Origin of the sequence: Bombilactobacillus folatiphilus (genome assembly GCF_023380265.1) — a bacterium.
Classification (GTDB): Bacteria; Bacillota; Bacilli; order Lactobacillales; family Lactobacillaceae; genus Bombilactobacillus; species Bombilactobacillus folatiphilus.
In genome coordinates this window covers 470,009-486,877 of record NZ_CP093366.1, presented here as the reverse complement: position 1 = coordinate 486,877, position 16,869 = coordinate 470,009, and the positions used below count along the sequence as shown (strand labels likewise).

The following is a 16,869-nucleotide window of genomic DNA, read 5'->3' as shown; positions in this document are numbered from 1 at the left end:
ATTAAAAATATATTATAATCAATTTTATCATAATAAAAAGAGGTGGAAAGTTTGACTAACTTACCAAAAGATGCAGCTGTTTTTAACTTAATTGCCCAAGAAGAACAACGTCAAGCTCAAAATATTGAATTAATTGCTTCAGAAAATATCGTTTCTAAAGCAGTGCGAGTGGCCCAAGGTTCCGTGTTGACGAACAAGTACGCTGAAGGCTATCCCAGTAAGCGCTACTATGGCGGCAATGAATACATCGACCAGCTGGAACAATTGACAATTGACCGTGCTAAAACTTTATTTCATGCTGAATACGCCAATGTACAACCTCATTCTGGTTCACAGGCCAATGAGGCTGCATATCGAGCATTAATTCAACCAGGCGATCGGGTACTGGGCATGGATTTAGAAGCTGGAGGTCATTTGACACACGGCTCCAAAGTGAATTTTTCAGGGAAAACCTATGATTTCTATTCTTACGGCGTCAATGACCAAGGCTATTTAGATTATGAAGCAATTTGGCAACAAGCTAAACAAGTCAAGCCGCAATTAATCGTAGCAGGCGCTTCTGCATATAGTCGGATAATCGATTTTCGAAAATTTCGCAAGATTGCCGATAGCGTCCATGCCAAATTAATGGTCGATATGGCACATATTGCTGGTTTAGTCGCGGTTGGGCTTCATCCAAGTCCGATTGGCTTAGCAGATATCGTCACGACAACCACACACAAAACCTTACGTGGACCGCGTGGTGGCTTGATTCTAGCTCCAGCTAAATATGCTAAAAAGATTAACAGTGCTGTCTTTCCCGGTACGCAGGGTGGTCCATTGGAGCATGTAATTGCGGCCAAAGCGTTCGCTTTGTTTGAAGCCATGCAACCTACATTTAAAGATTATCAACAACAAGTTCTTCTGAACGCCCAGGCAATGGCTGAAGTCTTCAATCAAGATGAACAGGTACATGTCCTAACTGGAGGAACTGATAATCATCTCCTAACACTTGATTTAACACAAACAAAGCTCAATGGCGCACAGCTCCAAGATCTGTTAGATCAGATTCATATTACGACAAATAAAGAAGCGATTCCTAATGATCCCCTGCCACCTTCCAAAACGTCTGGTCTACGTTTAGGAACACCGGCAATCACGACACGTGGCTTCCAAGCAAACGACGCGCGACAAGTTGCCCAAATTATTCTGAAAGCAATTCATCATTATCAAGATCAACAACAACTAGATACCTTAGCGCAACAAGTTTTACAATTAACTACTGAGCATCCAATTCCAAACTAATTCCAATTAAAAAGGACTTTCAAATCATCAGCTAACGATTTAAAAGTTCTTTTTTATTATTATGCACGATTATAAATTCAAATCTGTTTGGTAATTCAGGGGGGACATCGCCGTGGCTCGCGTTACCAACTCGGCAATCAACTGCCGATATTGCTGTGCCGCATATTTCGCATTAGCCGCCGATTGTTGCGTTAAGTAATTGGCTAACATCGTCTTATTACTATATTCCTGTGCTTCACGATCACTCTGGCGCAACCGCGCATTCAATTGCGCATTCACTTTGGCTTGACACTCTTTCAATAACGGACCAAATTCATGGTAATGGCTATCAACTAACACACCCGCCAATTTATACAGCCAATAAGCTGATTTTTGATCATAATGTACATCGCCAATTTGATAAAAATTAGGTGTTTGTGTCATACCCAAATAAAAAGGCACATAAACACTTTGGGCTGTGACACCTAACGCTAACCACTGGACGCAACCAATTGCTGGCGCTAATTGGGGACGGATTTGTAAGAGATGTGATTCCTGCGTTTTTGCTAAACTGATCGGACGATAAGGATGTGCTTGTTCATTTAACACATCATACGGTGTTTTTTCAAAATGCGATGCTAAATAATTTTTTGCATCATCAATACTCAACTTATGCGCAGGCCGATGGGTAAATGGCAACTGCTCACTAGTCGGTTCTATCGACTCGTCCTTTGAAAATTGCCACTGTCCATACCAAACTCGTGGCGTATTATAATGCTCATCAAAATCCGTCTGTGTGCCAAAAATCTGTCGAAAATTAAAGCCGGTAGCATTGGGATTGAGCTGATTATCTACGACAAACTCCTTCAAATCATCTTTAAACATAAAATTGTAGTTATCTGCAAAATCAATTTCTTGGATGGCCACTTGATTGGCAATCACCGCATAACTATCATCAGGAATCCGTTGCGCTGCCCATTGATGTCCGCAAACAATTTCCATATACCAAGCTTCTTGGCGATCGGCAAACAAAACACCATTGGATTCACAAGTACCATACTTTTCAACAATAGAACCCAAGCGCTCAATGCCCGCCCGTGCAGATTGGACATACGGCAACACACAAGTCACCATTGCCTCTTCACCAATACCATTAGTTACTAACGGATCAGCGCCCAATGCTGTCGCGTTAGTATAAGTACTTTCCGTCGCGCTCATCGCTACCCCATACTCATTAAAACCATTTTCTTCAAAAAGGCCCTTTTGAGCAGTACATTCCGGTGTCGCTGTATATTTAAACCGGACTTTAGGCAATTTCATTTGAAAGTGATTCGCCTGTGAAACAAAATGCTGTATTTTGGAAAATTCCCGACGCTCATGTACTACGTAATGTTTGGCCAAAGCCGCGCTGGCATCCTCATTGCGTCCAATAATAATTGAACCATCAATACTAGCCTTCTTGCCAACCAAAATACTGGTACAAGCGCTTGTCCTCTGAACTAAATCCATTATTTACTCCTTTAATTCTTCCCTTTTGCGATGCTGTAAGTTCATTATATTCATAATTATTCTGACTTACAACTCGTGATTAATTTCTTAAAGTCAATTGACCCATTGACAGAATGCCAAATTTCAGTTAGTATATTTATGTTATTTAATTGGGTATTCGCCAAACCGGTAAGGCAACGGACTCTGAATCCGTAATTTGTAGGTTCGAGCCCTACATACCCAATCAGTTTTCAAAGAGTATACCAGCCTGATGTGGCTGGTTTTTTATTATCAATTAATTAATTTTGGCTACAATAAATGACACAATCAAGACCAAAACGACAGCTCCTAAAATGGATGGAACTAATGCCATTCCGGCTAGTTGTGGTCCCCAAAAACCAAACAACCATTCACCCAAAGCTGATCCCAATAAACCGGCGATGATATTCGTCACACATCCCATTGAACCATTTTGCTTGGTTAACGTACCGGCTAATAAACCAATAAGTGCGCCTACAATTAAAACCCAGATCCAATGCATTTTCATATCTCCTTTTATTTTTGCATTTAGTATATAAAATGAAATAGCATTTACATAATAATTCGCTTGCACAAAAAAACTTTCGGAACTCTTTTGTTAACCTAACTTTCATCTTATAATGATGATACTAATAAGATGAGAGGAAACAGTTTATGAAATTAAATCAATTCGGCATTCGACCAACAACTTTAACCGAAGAAATTAACGAGTTACAACGAATTAAATTTATTGATGAAGAATCGTTAGACCAAGCTCCCAATCAATTGTTGCGCATTTTGTTATGTAAGTGCTTCCCAGAAACCAATACGCTCGATCAACAATTGAACAATTTAATGGCAACCGCTGACCAAAACGCTGCCCAATATTTAACTGGTCAACAAGTGTCCGCTACCGCTTTTTACAATTTAACTTTTCAATTACTGGGACTCGAAATTGAACAAGATTTTAATTTAGCAACACCATTAGCCACTAAAGTGCAGCTACATTATCCTCAATTTGAGCACGAATATTTGAACGCGCAAGACCTTGTGCACGGCTGGTATCAACTTTTGATTACGCATACGATTCATGGTCAAACTTATCTAGATGAGTTAGCTAGTCGCGGATATTTTGTCAAAATCATGCAAACTGAAACTTTACCGAAACCGCTCTTTTTTAACGGCAAAGCCCAACCCGTCTTTGACACGACGAAGCTGATTCATGAAGTTGTTTATGTGGAATCCAGTCAAGATACTGATCATGATCAACAACGAGATTTGCTCAAAGCTGAAATTATTCGCCCCGTCGAAACTAATCAAGGACTTCAAGTCCCTGCTCTTTATACTTCTTCGCCCTATAATCAGGGAACCAACGACTTTGCAGGTGAGCAATTAACGCACAATGTGCAAACTGCTTTACATGTGAAACAACCAACTGATAACACCGTTCAAGTTGCATCCTTACACCGTTTGGTGCCTAACCCTAGCTCAATTCAAGGAGAGGTGCACACTGCTACAGAATCCTTTGGCAACCATTTTTCATACAGTTTAAATGATTATTTCCTGGCGCGCGGTTTTGCAGTCGTTTATGCTGCAGGCATTGGTACCAAGGATTCGGACGGTTTGCGGACTTGTGGTGATCCTGAAGAAACAATTTCTACAACTGCAATTATTGAGTGGCTGAATGGTTCACGTACCGCTTTCACAAACAAAACGGATTGCCAGCAAACCAGAGCTTGGTGGTGCAATCACCATATCGCTATGACAGGACGCTCATATTTGGGAACGCTCGCCATCGCTGCTGCCACCACAGGTGTCGCAGGCTTAAAAACAATTATCGCCGAAGCCGCCATTTCAAGTTGGTATGATTATTATCGCGAACATGGTTTAGTCGTTGCACCTGGCGGTTTCCCTGGTGAAGATAGTGATGTTTTAGCTGAAGAAACTTTTTCACGCCAAAAACAAGCTGGTGACTATCTACCCATTAAAAATAAGTGGCACCAACAACTACAAACATTGACGCAACAACAAGACCGTCTGAATGGAGATTACAATAATTATTGGGATCAACGCAATTATCGACGTCAACTCCATCAAATTAAAGCTGATGTTATTTTAGTTCATGGTTTAAATGACTGGAATGTAAAACCCAAAAATGTACAAAAATTATGGGACGGTTTACGTAATTTACCTATTACTAAAAAACTAATCTTGCATCAAGGCCCGCATATTTATATTAACAATAATCGCTCCTTAGATTTTAACGATATGATGAATCTATGGTTATCATACAAACTTTATGATTTAGATAACCAGGCGGCACAAATTTTGCCCAATGTTTTAATTCAAGACAATACACAAGCTGAGACTTGGCAGGTTTTGAATGATTGGAATAATCCCAAAAATCCACAAACAAAATTTTATTTGGCTGGTGACCAATTATTACCCGCCAAAACCGCCACTAAGGCTCCTATTTCTTTGACCGATCAATTGCCTACCACACAATTTCAAGCTTATAACCACGATCTTACAAGTTGGCAACACGATTTGACGGACTTAAACAATACTAATTTAACAAAACAACGCTTAACCTTTTTAGCAGCCAAACAAGCTCAACCCTTAGTCATTGACGGACGACCACAACTCAACTTAAGAATTGCTTGCGCGCAACCAATCGGAATGATCAGTGCGCGTTTGGTCGATTATGGTGACTTTCAGCGCCTGGCTAAAATGCCTAGCATGCTGGACAGCCAAGCCTACGATCAAGGTTATCACTATCATAAAGAAGATCTCAAAGAATACCAGCTAGCACAACAAACTACTCCTTATCAATTAATCTCACTATCCCACTTGAATTTACAAAACCGTACTAAATTGACACAAGTTGAACCAATATTTCCCGGGAAATATTATGATCTATCCTTCAAATTACAACCTACTCACTATCAATTAGCACCTGGACATCAACTGGGGCTAATTATTTATGGTACCGATTTTGAAATGACTATTCGTCCAAACCAAGACTTAAAATATCACTTGGACCTAAATCATTGCACTTTAAATCTTCCCCATCTATAATGAACTCCAATCAATCTAAAGGATAAATTTATGAATGCTTACAATTTAATGATAGTTTTATGGTCGCTAACGGGGTTGTTTAGTATCACACTTATTGTGAGTCTTCATCAAAACAAGTTTCGTTTGCTGAATGGTGCCCTAACCAATCTTATTCTGTTTACTTTCGGCGTGGCCAGTGTCGTCAGTGCACAAACGCTTCGTATTCACTGGCTATATCTCATAACTTATATTATTATTACTATCATCTATGGCTGTATTTTAATTTTATATTTATCTTTAGGTTTTTTATTATTATGGAACGCTATCATTGTTTGGCATAAAGAGAATCATTCTTTGACCAATAATCTTACTTTAATTTTAGGAATTGGCTTCCTTTTACTGCCGCTCATTCGTTTATGGACTAATAATTTTTTATCTGAACAAATTTTAATACTTTATAAACATGTCGTGGCGCCCATTGTCATCTATATCCTCTTTTGGTTCTTAGCATTCGTCACTTCATTTTTGATTACAAGACTATACCATCCCAAATTTGATCAAGATTACATTATTATTTTGGGTGCGGGGCTATTTCATGGCGATCAAGTCTCCCCCCTATTAGCTTCGAGAGTTGATGTTGCATTGAATTTTGCACGTAAACAAGTTGAACGCGGCGGGCACTTTCCCTTGATTATCTGTTCTGGCGGACAGGGGGACGATGAGACCATTCCTGAAGGTCAAGCTATGAAAAATTATGTGTTAGCTCAGGGCATTGCTCCAAAAATGGTTGTTAGTGAAGAAAAGTCACGCAACACTTATGAAAACATGAAATTTTCTCAACAAATTGTATATCAACATCAGCTCAATCCACACCGTGGAATTTTTGCAACCAGCGATTACCATACTTTTCGTGCTGCCGGTTATGCTCGCTTTGTTGGGCTGAATATTTCTGGCATTGGTGCGAAAACCAGCCGCTTCTTTATTCCCAATGCTTTTCTACGTGAATACCTAGCTTTGTTAGCCAATCACAAAATTTTTCACATCTGTTGCTTAACTTTCATTTTAGGAGTTTCACTGTTTGATGTTTGGGCTTGGTTCACCAACTAAAAAACTGATTGAATTCATTTCAATCAGTTTTTTTATAATAAATGATCTTCAATCAAGCATTCCGCAATCTGTACTGTATTCCAAGCTGCGCCCTTCAACAAGTTGTCTGAAACAACCCAACAGTTAAAAGCACCTGTATTTTCTAAATCAGGTCGCAAACGCCCAACAAAAGTCTCACGTTTTCCTTCAGCATTCAAAGGCTGTGGATAAAATTGTTGTCGTGTATCATCTTGTACTACAATTCCTGGGGATTTAGCCAAAAGGTCGCGAATTTGTGTTGTGGTCGCTGTTTGATCCGTTACTGTAAAGTAAACTGATTCGCCATGACCAATCACCACGGGAACTCTGACACAAGTAGCTGTCACTTTGATTTGAGTTGCATCAGGATCAGCCAATAAAATTTTCTTGGTTTCATGAATCATCTTCCACTCTTCATGCGTATAACCAGAATCTTCAAATACGTCAATCTGCGGCAACAAATTAAAAGCTTGCGGATAATGCTTAATATCATTTTTTGTCGGTAAAATATTCGCTGTCAACGGCTCTTGTTTCAGGTATTGTTGCGTTTGCTGCAATAATTCATTGATTGCCGATTGTCCCGCACCAGAAACAGCTTGATAAGTAGAAACTACAATTTGCTTTAAGCCATATTGCCGATAAATAGGCGCTAAAGCTACCAACATTTGAATTGTCGAACAATTAGGGTTAGCAATAATACCTTGATGTTGCGCCAAGGCAGCCCGATTAACTTCAGGGATTACTAACGGAACGTTAGGATCCATTCGAAAAGCACTCGTATTATCCACACATACTGCACCAGCTTTGACAGCTGCAGGCAACAATTTTTTAGAAACTGACCCGCCCGCTGAAGACAAAACCAAATCCACACCGCGAAAAACTTCAGGAGTTGCCTCTTCTACTTTGACATCCTGTCCTTTAAACCGCAAAACTTTGCCAACTGAACGTTTAGATGCCAAGAATTTAACCGTTTTGACCGGAATCGAACTAGTTTCTAATTGTTCGATCATGCGTGTTCCCACTGCGCCCGTTGCGCCCAAAATTGCTACATTATAACTGGTCATCAATCAATTCCTCCATTTAAAAAATACGTAATCCGTTGCACTGCTTGTTGCAAAATTTCATCACTAGACGCATATGAAAACCGCAAATAACCCTGACCGCCTTGACCAAAAGCACGTCCCGGTGTACAACCAACTTTAGCTTTTTGCGCCAATTGCCGTGCAAAAGTTAAATCATCATCACCATATTGTGCCGGAATTTTAGCAAACAAGTAAAACGCCCCTTGGGGATGCAACGGTTGAAAATCTAAGTTGACCAAAGCTTGTTCCAAATCATCGCGACGATGTTGATAAACGGTCACAGCTGCCTGTGGATCTTCATCACCAGTACTCAAAGCTTCAAGTGCGGCAGCTTGCGCCGTATCTGGTGGACAAGTCACTAGAAAACCATGCATTTTAGCAATTGCCTGAATCCAAGGTCCTGGAGCTACCACATAACCCGAACGATAGCCCGTCATCGCATGTGATTTGGATAAACCGTTGACCAAAACCGTGCGCTCTGGCAAGATTCGCGCAATCGAATAATGCGGTTGCTCATAAACCAACTCACTATAAATTTCATCGGCAATCACGCCTAAAGGATATTGTCTAATCACCGCGGCTAATTGTTGTAGTAAAGTTTTGGAATATTCTTGCCCCGTCGGATTACCGGGATAATTTAAAATAATAAATTTAGCTTGCGGATGTTGTACCAATGTTTGCGCTAAAGTTTCCGGTGTTAAGACAAATTGGGTCGTCGAAGTGTCAATTTCGATTAACTTAGCTCCCGCTAATTTTAATAATGGAAAATATAATGCATATGAAGGAGTTGGAATAATCACTTCATCACCGGGATTCACCAAGGAAAAAATCGTTGCGGTCAAGGCTTCAGTCGCGCCGACAGTTACGATAATTTCTGTTTCTGGATCATAAGTTATATTCTGCTTTCGCCTTAAATAAGCGCTAATTGCTTGGCGCAGTGACATTTTCCCCTTTGGTGCCGAATAATGCGAATCATCTTGAGCAATACTAGCAATTGCTGCTTGTTTCACGTGCTCAGGCGTATTGAGGTCTGGTTCACCCAGAGTTAATTTAATAATTCCGGGAATTTGGGAAATTTCCTGATCGAATTTTCTAATTGCCGATGGTTGAATTGTTGCCAAAGTTTGGTTAGTTACATTACGCAATTCTTTCGCTAATTCTGGCATACTGGGTCCTTCTTTCTATAATAAGTTTTCCAAGCCAAAAACTAATTGTGTCAAATCGCTAATTTTATCTAAAGCCACGTTAACACCGGTCATAAAGGAGCCGCGATCAAACGAATCTTGCCGAATGGTCAACGCTTCGCCCGTTCCACCAAACAAAACTTCTTCATGGGCAATATAGCCCGGCAAGCGGACTGCATGAATCGGGACACCATCGACGTTCAAACCACGAGCCGAATTTTGAGACCACGTTTTCTTAACTGGTTGCGTTCTGCCAGCTTGAATTTGTTGAGCAGTCGCCAAGGCAGTCCCTGAAGGAGCATCTTTTTTATCAGCATGGTGCAATTCAATAATCTCTGCATCGGGCAAATATTGCGCGGCCATTTTAGCAAACTTCATTAATAAGACAGCCGATAAACCAAAGTTTGGTGCAATCAAACCACCAATTTGCTGCTGTTGTGCTAATTGTTGTAGACTTGCCACTTGCTGCTCAGTCAAACCGCTCGTCCCAATAATCGGCCGCATTTGGTGTTGCAAAGCAAATTCCGTATTTTGATAAACAGCCTGCGGTGTCGTGAAATCCAGCCAAATATCGTAGGAATGATTAATTTGACTTAAATCACTAAAACATTGAGTCGTCTGTGGCAAAGTCAAATCTGAATCAGCAATTGATGGTGCCAATACCGCAGCTAACGCAAAATTTGATTTTTGCTCAATGAGTTCCACCGCCTTGCGCCCCATCTTGCCAGTTGCACCAGCAACTAAAACTTGATACATATTGATCCAACCTTCCTTAAAAATCTAACGTCTGTGCTAAATCATTGACTTGTAAAGCTTGTGCTAACAGGGATTGTTGTTCGTCATTTAAATCTGCAATCGGTAAACGACAACCACCAGTCTGAAAACCTTGTGCATTGAGTGTGGCTTTGACCCCGGAAGGCGAAGGATAAAGAAATAGTGCCTGCATTCGTGGCGTTAATTGCCGCTGCAATTGTCCAGCTTTTTCAATTTGACCATGTTCTAAGGCCTGATACATAGCCTGCATTTGTTGTCCGTATAAATGACTAGCCACCGAAATCACACCCTTTGCGCCTAACACTTTGGCTGTCAAAGCTTGTTCATCTTCACCGGTATAAACTAGAAAATCAGCAGGAGCAGCCTCAATAATTGTCTGCAAATCTGTCAAGTCACAACACTGCTTAATCCCCATAATTTGCGGATTTTGTGCCAATTGCACCACTGTTTTGGGTTCCATTTTGACACCGGTACGCCCCGGAATATTGTAAATCATCAATGGTACTGGACTTTTATCCGCCACAGCTTGAAAATGTTCCATCATTCCCCGCTGATCCGGCTTGTTATAATACGGCACCACGACCAAAGTAGCGTCAATGCCGGGAATTTGTCCCACTTGTTGTGTAAAAGTAATCGTTTCTTGGGTATTATTGGATCCCGTACCAGCAATCACCGGCACCCGTCCATCTACAATTTCACTAAAACGGCGATAAAGTAACAACTTTTCTTCTTGCGTCATCGTCGCCGTCTCACCAGTCGTCCCACCTACAACAAAGCCTTGACTGCCCGTTTTTAACAAATGCTCAATCAATCGCTCCAAACCGGCAAAATCAATCTGATTATCTGCTGTAAATGGCGTCACAATGGCCGTCATCAATTCTACTTTATCAAACATTTACTTTTCCTCCATTCTTTGCTTTAACCAACCAATCACTGTTTTTACGCCGACTGTCAACGCAGCTTCATTTGGCTCAAAGCCGGCCGTATGTAAACCGGATGGACTTTGAACACCCAACCAAAACATCATCCCGGGAATCTTGCTCAACAAATAACCGAAATCTTCGCCCGTCATCGCTGGCGCTGTTTGCACAAATGAAACTTGTGGATTTTGTTGCAAATAATCAATAAAACTTGTCGTTATTTCCACTTGGTTCACTACTGGCAAATAACCACCTTGATTAAACTTCACATCCACCTTGACCTGAAAACTATTTGCAACCCCATTAGCAATTTCTTGCAAACGCTGTTTAATTTGCTCAATCATGGCCTGATCTAATCCCCGAATCGTACCCTCCAACCGAGCATGATCAGCAATCACGTTGCGGATACTACCCGCATTCAATTTACCAAAAGTGATCACGCCACTCGCTAACGGATCAATGCTCCGGGCTATAATCGTCTGAACTTGTGTCACAAATTGTGCCGCCGCAACAATGACATCCCGAGCTCTTTGAGGTGCTGCCGCATGTCCACCTACGCCGCAAACATCTACATTCACTTCTGTGGTGCCCGCAAACAACGTTCCGACACGACAACCAATCTTGCCTACGGGTAGGTCATCTTTGACATGTAATGCATAAAATTCATCGACTTGAAATGCCCCAGTAAAAGCTTGTTCTTGATAGGCAATTTTCGCGCCACTTTGACTTTCTTCAGCCGGTTGAAAAAAGAAAACTAAGTTATCCACCGGTTGATGCTGTGCAAAATATGCCAACACAGCTAAGGCAATCGTTAAATGAAAATCATGTCCGCAAGCATGCATCACGCCTGCATGTTGTGAACCATACTGACAACTTGATGATTCTTGTACAGGTAAAGCATCCATATCTGCCCGATAACCAATTGTGCGTTTGGGCTTTATTCCTTGCACCCGCACTAAAATGGCTGTAGGTAATTTTGGAACTGTTTCTACTATTAAATAGTCTTGTGGCAACTGGGCAATCAATTGGCGTAAATAGCTTGCCGTTTCTTGCTCTTGTAGCGCTAATTCAGGAATTTGATGAAGATGCCGGCGTACTTGAATTAAGTCTTCTTTCTTATTAAACATCGACTATCACAACTTTCGTAAATCTTGTTCTAAACCAATCTTTTGCGTCGTTTGCTCATCAACACGTTTTAAAACTTTGGCGGGGACACCTCCGACAACATTTTTGGGCGATACATCTTCGGTCACAATCGCACCTGCTGCAACGACGGCACCTGCTCCCACTTGGACACCTTCTAAAATGACCGCATTCGCGCCAATCAAAACGTCATCACCAATCACCACCGGTTGCGCGGAAGCTGGTTCAATCACCCCAGCCACCACTGCATTCGCGCCCACATGCACCCGCGCACCAATTTGTGCTCGACCACCGATAACAGCCCCCATATCAATCATCGTATCTGAACCAATTTGTGTGCCAATATTAATCACGGCACCCATCATGACTACCGCATTTTGACCAATCGTCACTTCCTGACGAATTAACGCTCCCGGCTCAATTCGAGCAGATACATCTTTCGTATCTAATAACGGAACAGCAGAATTGCGCGCTTGTACTTCCAAATGATAATCACTAATCAATTGCTGATTGGCTTGCAAAAAAGTTTGTACATCTGCCCAATCACCAAATGCCACACCTGCTTGATCGCCAAAATAAGTTTCTAATGGCTCAGTGTCTTGAAGTTGATCCAACTGCCCTTTCACAAAAACTTTCACAGGCGTTTTCTTAGGTGCTTCACTAATAAACTTAATAATTTCTTGTGTATTCATTATTTTTCACTCGTTTTCTTTGACATAATCTTGATCCAAATGCATCAAGTCTACAATTTCTTCACGTGCAACTACTATTTGACCCTGACCTTCTTCTGCAAAAACGACAGCCGGTCGGCCAATCCGATTATAATTTGATGCCATGGAATAGCCGTAAGCTCCAGTCGCCAATACAGCCAAAATATCGCCAGGTTGTGTTGCGGGCAAAGCCTGTTGTGAAATTAACACATCCCCTGACTCACAATAACGTCCCGCCACTGTAACGGTTTGTTCAGCAGCAGCTAGCGGCGCTCGTGCTAACACCGCCTCATATTGTGCTTGATATAAAGCTGGACGAATGTTATCACCCATGCCACCATCCACAGTCAAAAAGGTGCGCACATGGGGAATTGTTTTTTTCGAACCAATCGTATACAAACTAACACCTGCATTACCGACAATTGCACGCCCCGGTTCAATCCAAACCTGTGGCAACTCGGAATCTGAGTTAACCCATTCTTTACGCAAAGTCTGAACTATCGCTTCAACAAATTGTTGTGCTGTCAACGGCTCGTCCGAATCGGTATAACGAATACCAAAACCGCCACCCAAATTCAAAATTTTCGTTTCAAAGTGATATTTTTGCTGCCAAGCATGCGCTAACTGACATAATTTAGCGACTAATAATTCAAATCCCGCCACTGCCATGATTTGCGAACCAATATGCGCATGAATGCCGATTAAATCTAACTGTGGATTTTGTAAAACCTGTTGCAGTGCTTTTTCAGCTTGACCTGAATTCACATCAAAACCAAACTTACTATCAATTTGACCCGTTTGATCGTACTCATGCGTATGCGCCGAAATCCCCGGTGTAATGCGCAACATCACTTGAATCGTTTGGCGTGGATATTTGTAATGCAATAAGCTTTGCAACAAAGTTAATTCATAAAAATTATCCACCACAAGCACACCAACTTGTTGGGCAATCGCAAAATCTAACTCAGCCAAAGATTTATTATTGCCATGATAACTAATATTTTGCGGATCAAAACCCGCTGCTAACGCCGTGGCCAACTCACCAGCAGAAACCACATCTACATGGGCACCTTCTTGTTGGACGACTTGGTAAATCGCCTTGGCACAAAAGGCCTTGCTGGCATAACTCACTACTGCTGAAATTTGTTGCTGCTTAAAAGCCTCCTGATAACTGCGTAATTGTTGACGAATTTGCGCTACATCATAGACAACCAAGGGGGTTTCATAATTTTGCGCCAACTCAAGCGCATCACAGCCACCAATAGTTAAATGTCCTTGTTCATTCACGTTAATTTTCATGTGCAAAATTAAGCCTCCAACTAAAAAAGGTTCCTTCGTCCGCAATCGAACAAAAGAACCCATCACTTTATTAGTTGAGTTTAATTTGTCGAAAGCGCTCCGTAGATTGATCTACGACAGTCCGTGATTTATTCAATCACGTCCCAGTCATTAATCTTTTGTCAATAGATTAATACTTCGGCAGCATTCCCTTTCCCGACGTTCTCAGTTGACAAACTCCAATCGGTAATCATGGCCGCTGCGACCTCTTCGATAGTCCAAATCTTATAATTAATTCTATTTCTTGTCAAGGTATTTTAATTTAAATCAATTTTGAATTAAAAATCAAACAGTTGCAGATTAAAAAATAAATGTTAGAATGCAAATTAATTGATTTTATTTTTGCTAAAATTAGTGCTTGGCTGATTTTTGCGAAAGGAAATGGTGAATTATGAAAGTGGTAAAATTTGGTGGCAGTTCACTAGCGACCGGGGAACAATTCGATAAAATTATTAAAATTATTACAGATGATCCAAAACGGCAGGTCATTGTGACTTCGGCACCGGGCAAGCGATTTACTCACGACACCAAGGTGACTGATCTCTTAATTCAATACGCGCAGACCATCTTAGCGCATCAAAATCCTAACGCAATTATTCAGACCATTTGGCAACGTTACGCCGAAATTGGTCAAAATTTTGCCTTAACTGCTGCTGATTTGCAACCGCTATTAACGCAGTTAACCGCCTTAGCAACGACCAATTACCCATCTGACGCGTATCTCTTGGCTGCATTTAAGGCTCATGGAGAAAAATTAAACGCACAATTACTCACATTCGTGCTTCAAAAGTTAGGTTACACCGCCCAATTTTGGGATCCGCAAACTATTGGCTTAACCGTGACCGATCAACCCAACGACGCGGAAATTTTGCCTGAAACTTATGCTAAATTGCGGCAACTAACTGTCCAGCCCCACACTTTTTACATAGTGCCTGGCTTTTACGGTCTGACATCGCACCAGCACATCGCCACTTTTTCACGCGGTGGTTCGGACATTACTGGCGCTATTTTAGCCAAGGGGCTCAACGCACAACTCTATGAAAATTTCACTGACGTTAACGCAGTTTACGCCGCTGATCCACGTATCGTTGCACAACCGCAACCGATCAAAAAAATGACCTATCGTGAATTACGAGAATTATCTTACGCTGGTTTTTCAGTTTTTCATGACGAAGCGCTAATTCCGACCATTCAAGGTCAGATTCCGATTAATATCAAAAATACCAATCAACCGCAGTTACCAGGAACCATGATTGTGCCGCAACAACAGTTGCAGCCTCACCAAATTGTTACCGGTGTTGCCAGCGACAATCATTTTGCAGCCTTATATTTGCACCGCTACTTGTTAAATAAGCAAGTTGGATTTACACTACAATTATTAAAAATTTTTTATAAATATCAGATTTCTTATGAGCATATGCCCTCCGGAATTGACGATTTGACCGTCATTTTTGATCGGCGACAATTTACACCAGCTATTAAGCAAGCCATGTGCCAAGAAATTCAAGCTACTTTGCAACCAGATCAGTTAGAATGGATTGATGATTACGCCATTTTGATGGTGGTTGGCGAAGGCATGGCCAATAAAGTCGGGGTTGTCCAAAAAATTATTGATTCTTTGGCTCAAAATCAGATTGGCTTACACATGATTAACCAAGGCGCATCGAGAATTTCCATTATGCTGGGCACCAAACAGGCTGATGCCCCTAAGGCTGTCCAAGCTATTTATCATACTTTTTTTCATGAGGAGTAATGAAGATGCAATTATTAAAAGTTCATGGTTCCTTGAACCAATTCTTCTTGTTAGACCAAACACAATTGCAGCAACCACTCACATCCACGCAACTAGCACAGCTGGTTCAAAACTTAGCCCAAGCGCCCAATTTCGGCTTAGTTGACGGTTTATTAGTCATTGATCAACCTAGCGATCCTGAGGCAATAGCCCAAATGCGGGTGTTCAATGCGGACGGTTCCCAAGCTTCCATGTGCGGCAATGGTTTGCGCACAGTAGCGCGCTATTTAGCTGACCAAAACCATCTAGACCAATTTCAGGTACAAACACCGCAACAAACATTACAAGTCAAACGTTATCCTGATTTAGCTCCGCAAGTCCCTGCTTTTGGCGTCGAAATTTCGCCGGTTAGTTTTGCTTTACCCAAGATCGGTTTGACTAATGTTAACGCTACCGAATTAATCAACCAACCGCTACCTGAACTTGATCCGCAACTAACTTTCACCGCGATTGCCGTGCCCAATCCACATTTAATTAGCTTTGTCGATGATCTTTCTGACCAAGAAAACCGGTTAGTCGCCTTAGGTCAACGCTTAAATGCTCCTAATCCGTATTTTCCAGACGGTGTCAATCTCAGTTTTGCACAAATTTTGGCGGATCAACAATTATTTGTCCAAACGTTTGAACGAGGGGTCGGTTTAACCAACGCCTGTGGCACGGGCATGTCAGCTACGAGTTTGGCTTTCGTCCTGACTTATCCACAGCAAGCTCAATTGGATAAATCCATTACCGTCTATAATCCCGGCGGGCTGGTACAAGTCAAAGTTCACCAAGTACAGAATCGTTATTGGATGGAACTTATCGGTAATGCTACTATCATGGGGCATTTAACCCTGTCTGAAGCAACCTTACACGATTCCAACGCTGATTTTACGCAAATCAAGTTAACTTTATCACCCGAAGTCGCCACTTACGAACAACGGGCAACCAAATATCGCAACTAAAAAAAGAATTTGCATTCAATTATGCAAACTC

At 41.4% G+C, this 16,869-nt stretch carries 14 protein-coding genes, 1 tRNA gene and 1 riboswitch; of the genes, 6 read left to right on the top strand and 9 right to left on the bottom strand.

Annotated elements, in window-relative coordinates; translation table 11 throughout:
- Window positions 1–51 precede the first annotated feature (51 nt).
- Window positions 52–1,284, top strand: a complete 1,233-nt coding sequence (gene glyA, locus MOO45_RS02450) for a serine hydroxymethyltransferase (protein ID WP_249514808.1) — start codon at window positions 52–54, stop codon at window positions 1,282–1,284.
- Window positions 1,285–1,353: 69 nt separating this feature from the next.
- On the opposite strand, the gene MOO45_RS02445 is transcribed toward glyA, so the two are convergent.
- Entirely contained in the window at window positions 1,354–2,772 is a 1,419-nt protein-coding gene (locus MOO45_RS02445) for a C69 family dipeptidase (RefSeq protein ID WP_249514807.1), read from the bottom strand.
- A gap of 150 nt (window positions 2,773–2,922) precedes the next feature.
- Here MOO45_RS02445 and MOO45_RS02440 point away from each other — a divergent pair.
- Window positions 2,923–2,995: transfer RNA gene (locus MOO45_RS02440), tRNA-Gln, on the top strand.
- 51 nt (window positions 2,996–3,046) lie between these two features.
- Here the strand turns inward: MOO45_RS02440 and MOO45_RS02435 are convergent.
- Window positions 3,047–3,292, bottom strand: a complete 246-nt coding sequence (locus MOO45_RS02435) for a GlsB/YeaQ/YmgE family stress response membrane protein (RefSeq protein ID WP_249514806.1) — start codon at window positions 3,290–3,292, stop codon at window positions 3,047–3,049.
- A 152-nt stretch (window positions 3,293–3,444) separates the two neighbouring features.
- Here MOO45_RS02435 and MOO45_RS02430 point away from each other — a divergent pair, with 152 nt between their 5' ends.
- Both MOO45_RS02430 and MOO45_RS02425 read left to right on the top strand, forming a co-directional pair.
- Complete coding sequence (locus MOO45_RS02430; RefSeq protein ID WP_249514805.1) at window positions 3,445–5,847, top strand: Xaa-Pro dipeptidyl-peptidase; 2,403 nt, start codon at window positions 3,445–3,447, stop codon at window positions 5,845–5,847.
- A 30-nt stretch (window positions 5,848–5,877) separates the two neighbouring features.
- The gene (locus tag MOO45_RS02425; protein ID WP_249514804.1) at window positions 5,878–6,933 is read left to right on the top strand and encodes a YdcF family protein; all 1,056 of its coding nucleotides are present in this window, start codon (window positions 5,878–5,880) and stop codon (window positions 6,931–6,933) included.
- Between the two features lie 32 nt (window positions 6,934–6,965).
- Here MOO45_RS02425 and MOO45_RS02420 read toward each other — a convergent pair whose 3' ends face one another.
- Genes MOO45_RS02420 through lysA form a run of 7 tightly spaced genes read right to left on the bottom strand, consistent with a single transcriptional unit; the run spans window position 6,966 to window position 14,063 of the window.
- Window positions 6,966–8,018, bottom strand: a complete 1,053-nt coding sequence (locus MOO45_RS02420; RefSeq protein WP_249514803.1) for an aspartate-semialdehyde dehydrogenase — start codon at window positions 8,016–8,018, stop codon at window positions 6,966–6,968.
- Window positions 8,015–9,199: an aminotransferase class I/II-fold pyridoxal phosphate-dependent enzyme gene (locus tag MOO45_RS02415; protein ID WP_249514802.1), complete on the bottom strand. Its 1,185-nt coding sequence runs from the start codon at window positions 9,197–9,199 to the stop codon at window positions 8,015–8,017. Before MOO45_RS02415 ends, MOO45_RS02420 begins: the two co-directional genes overlap by 4 nt.
- Window positions 9,200–9,214: 15 nt before the next feature.
- Window positions 9,215–9,973, bottom strand: coding sequence for a 4-hydroxy-tetrahydrodipicolinate reductase (gene dapB / locus MOO45_RS02410; protein ID WP_249514801.1), 759 nt, complete (start codon window positions 9,971–9,973; stop codon window positions 9,215–9,217).
- A gap of 16 nt (window positions 9,974–9,989) precedes the next feature.
- Complete coding sequence (gene dapA, locus MOO45_RS02405) at window positions 9,990–10,886, bottom strand: 4-hydroxy-tetrahydrodipicolinate synthase (RefSeq protein WP_249514800.1); 897 nt, start codon at window positions 10,884–10,886, stop codon at window positions 9,990–9,992.
- Window positions 10,887–12,038, bottom strand: coding sequence for an N-acetyldiaminopimelate deacetylase (locus MOO45_RS02400; protein WP_249514799.1), 1,152 nt, complete (start codon window positions 12,036–12,038; stop codon window positions 10,887–10,889).
- 6 nt (window positions 12,039–12,044) lie between these two features.
- On the bottom strand, window positions 12,045–12,746 hold the full coding sequence (gene dapD, locus MOO45_RS02395) for a 2,3,4,5-tetrahydropyridine-2,6-dicarboxylate N-acetyltransferase (protein ID WP_249514798.1): 702 nt from the start codon (window positions 12,744–12,746) through the stop codon (window positions 12,045–12,047).
- Window positions 12,747–12,752: 6 nt separating this feature from the next.
- Window positions 12,753–14,063, bottom strand: coding sequence for a diaminopimelate decarboxylase (gene lysA, locus MOO45_RS02390; protein ID WP_249515132.1), 1,311 nt, complete (start codon window positions 14,061–14,063; stop codon window positions 12,753–12,755).
- Between the two features lie 84 nt (window positions 14,064–14,147).
- Window positions 14,148–14,321: riboswitch (Lysine riboswitch) on the bottom strand.
- A gap of 172 nt (window positions 14,322–14,493) precedes the next feature.
- Here lysA and MOO45_RS02385 point away from each other — a divergent pair.
- Window positions 14,494–15,855: an aspartate kinase gene (locus MOO45_RS02385; protein ID WP_249514797.1), complete on the top strand. Its 1,362-nt coding sequence runs from the start codon at window positions 14,494–14,496 to the stop codon at window positions 15,853–15,855.
- A complete protein-coding gene (gene dapF, locus MOO45_RS02380; protein ID WP_396022415.1) occupies window positions 15,855–16,838 on the top strand; it encodes a diaminopimelate epimerase in 984 nt (327 codons plus the stop codon). The genes MOO45_RS02385 and dapF overlap by 1 nt, the downstream gene beginning before the upstream one ends.
- Window positions 16,839–16,869: the final 31 nt, after the last annotated feature.

What these genes read in the sequence shown, in the direction of transcription:
- dapA (WP_249514800.1), bottom strand. Translation starts at nt 10,886, where the DNA reads ATGTTTGATAAAGTAGAATTGATGACGGCCATTGTGACGCCATTTACA.
- dapF (WP_396022415.1), top strand. Translation starts at nt 15,855, where the DNA reads ATGAAGATGCAATTATTAAAAGTTCATGGTTCCTTGAACCAATTCTTC.
- MOO45_RS02385 (WP_249514797.1), top strand. Translation starts at nt 14,494, where the DNA reads ATGAAAGTGGTAAAATTTGGTGGCAGTTCACTAGCGACCGGGGAACAA.
- MOO45_RS02425 (WP_249514804.1), top strand. Translation starts at nt 5,878, where the DNA reads ATGAATGCTTACAATTTAATGATAGTTTTATGGTCGCTAACGGGGTTG.
- lysA (WP_249515132.1), bottom strand. Translation starts at nt 14,063, where the DNA reads ATGAAAATTAACGTGAATGAACAAGGACATTTAACTATTGGTGGCTGT.
- dapD (WP_249514798.1), bottom strand. Translation starts at nt 12,746, where the DNA reads ATGAATACACAAGAAATTATTAAGTTTATTAGTGAAGCACCTAAGAAA.
- MOO45_RS02430 (WP_249514805.1), top strand. Translation starts at nt 3,445, where the DNA reads ATGAAATTAAATCAATTCGGCATTCGACCAACAACTTTAACCGAAGAA.
- MOO45_RS02400 (WP_249514799.1), bottom strand. Translation starts at nt 12,038, where the DNA reads ATGTTTAATAAGAAAGAAGACTTAATTCAAGTACGCCGGCATCTTCAT.
- MOO45_RS02415 (WP_249514802.1), bottom strand. Translation starts at nt 9,199, where the DNA reads ATGCCAGAATTAGCGAAAGAATTGCGTAATGTAACTAACCAAACTTTG.
- dapB (WP_249514801.1), bottom strand. Translation starts at nt 9,973, where the DNA reads ATGTATCAAGTTTTAGTTGCTGGTGCAACTGGCAAGATGGGGCGCAAG.
- MOO45_RS02445 (WP_249514807.1), bottom strand. Translation starts at nt 2,772, where the DNA reads ATGGATTTAGTTCAGAGGACAAGCGCTTGTACCAGTATTTTGGTTGGC.
- MOO45_RS02435 (WP_249514806.1), bottom strand. Translation starts at nt 3,292, where the DNA reads ATGCATTGGATCTGGGTTTTAATTGTAGGCGCACTTATTGGTTTATTA.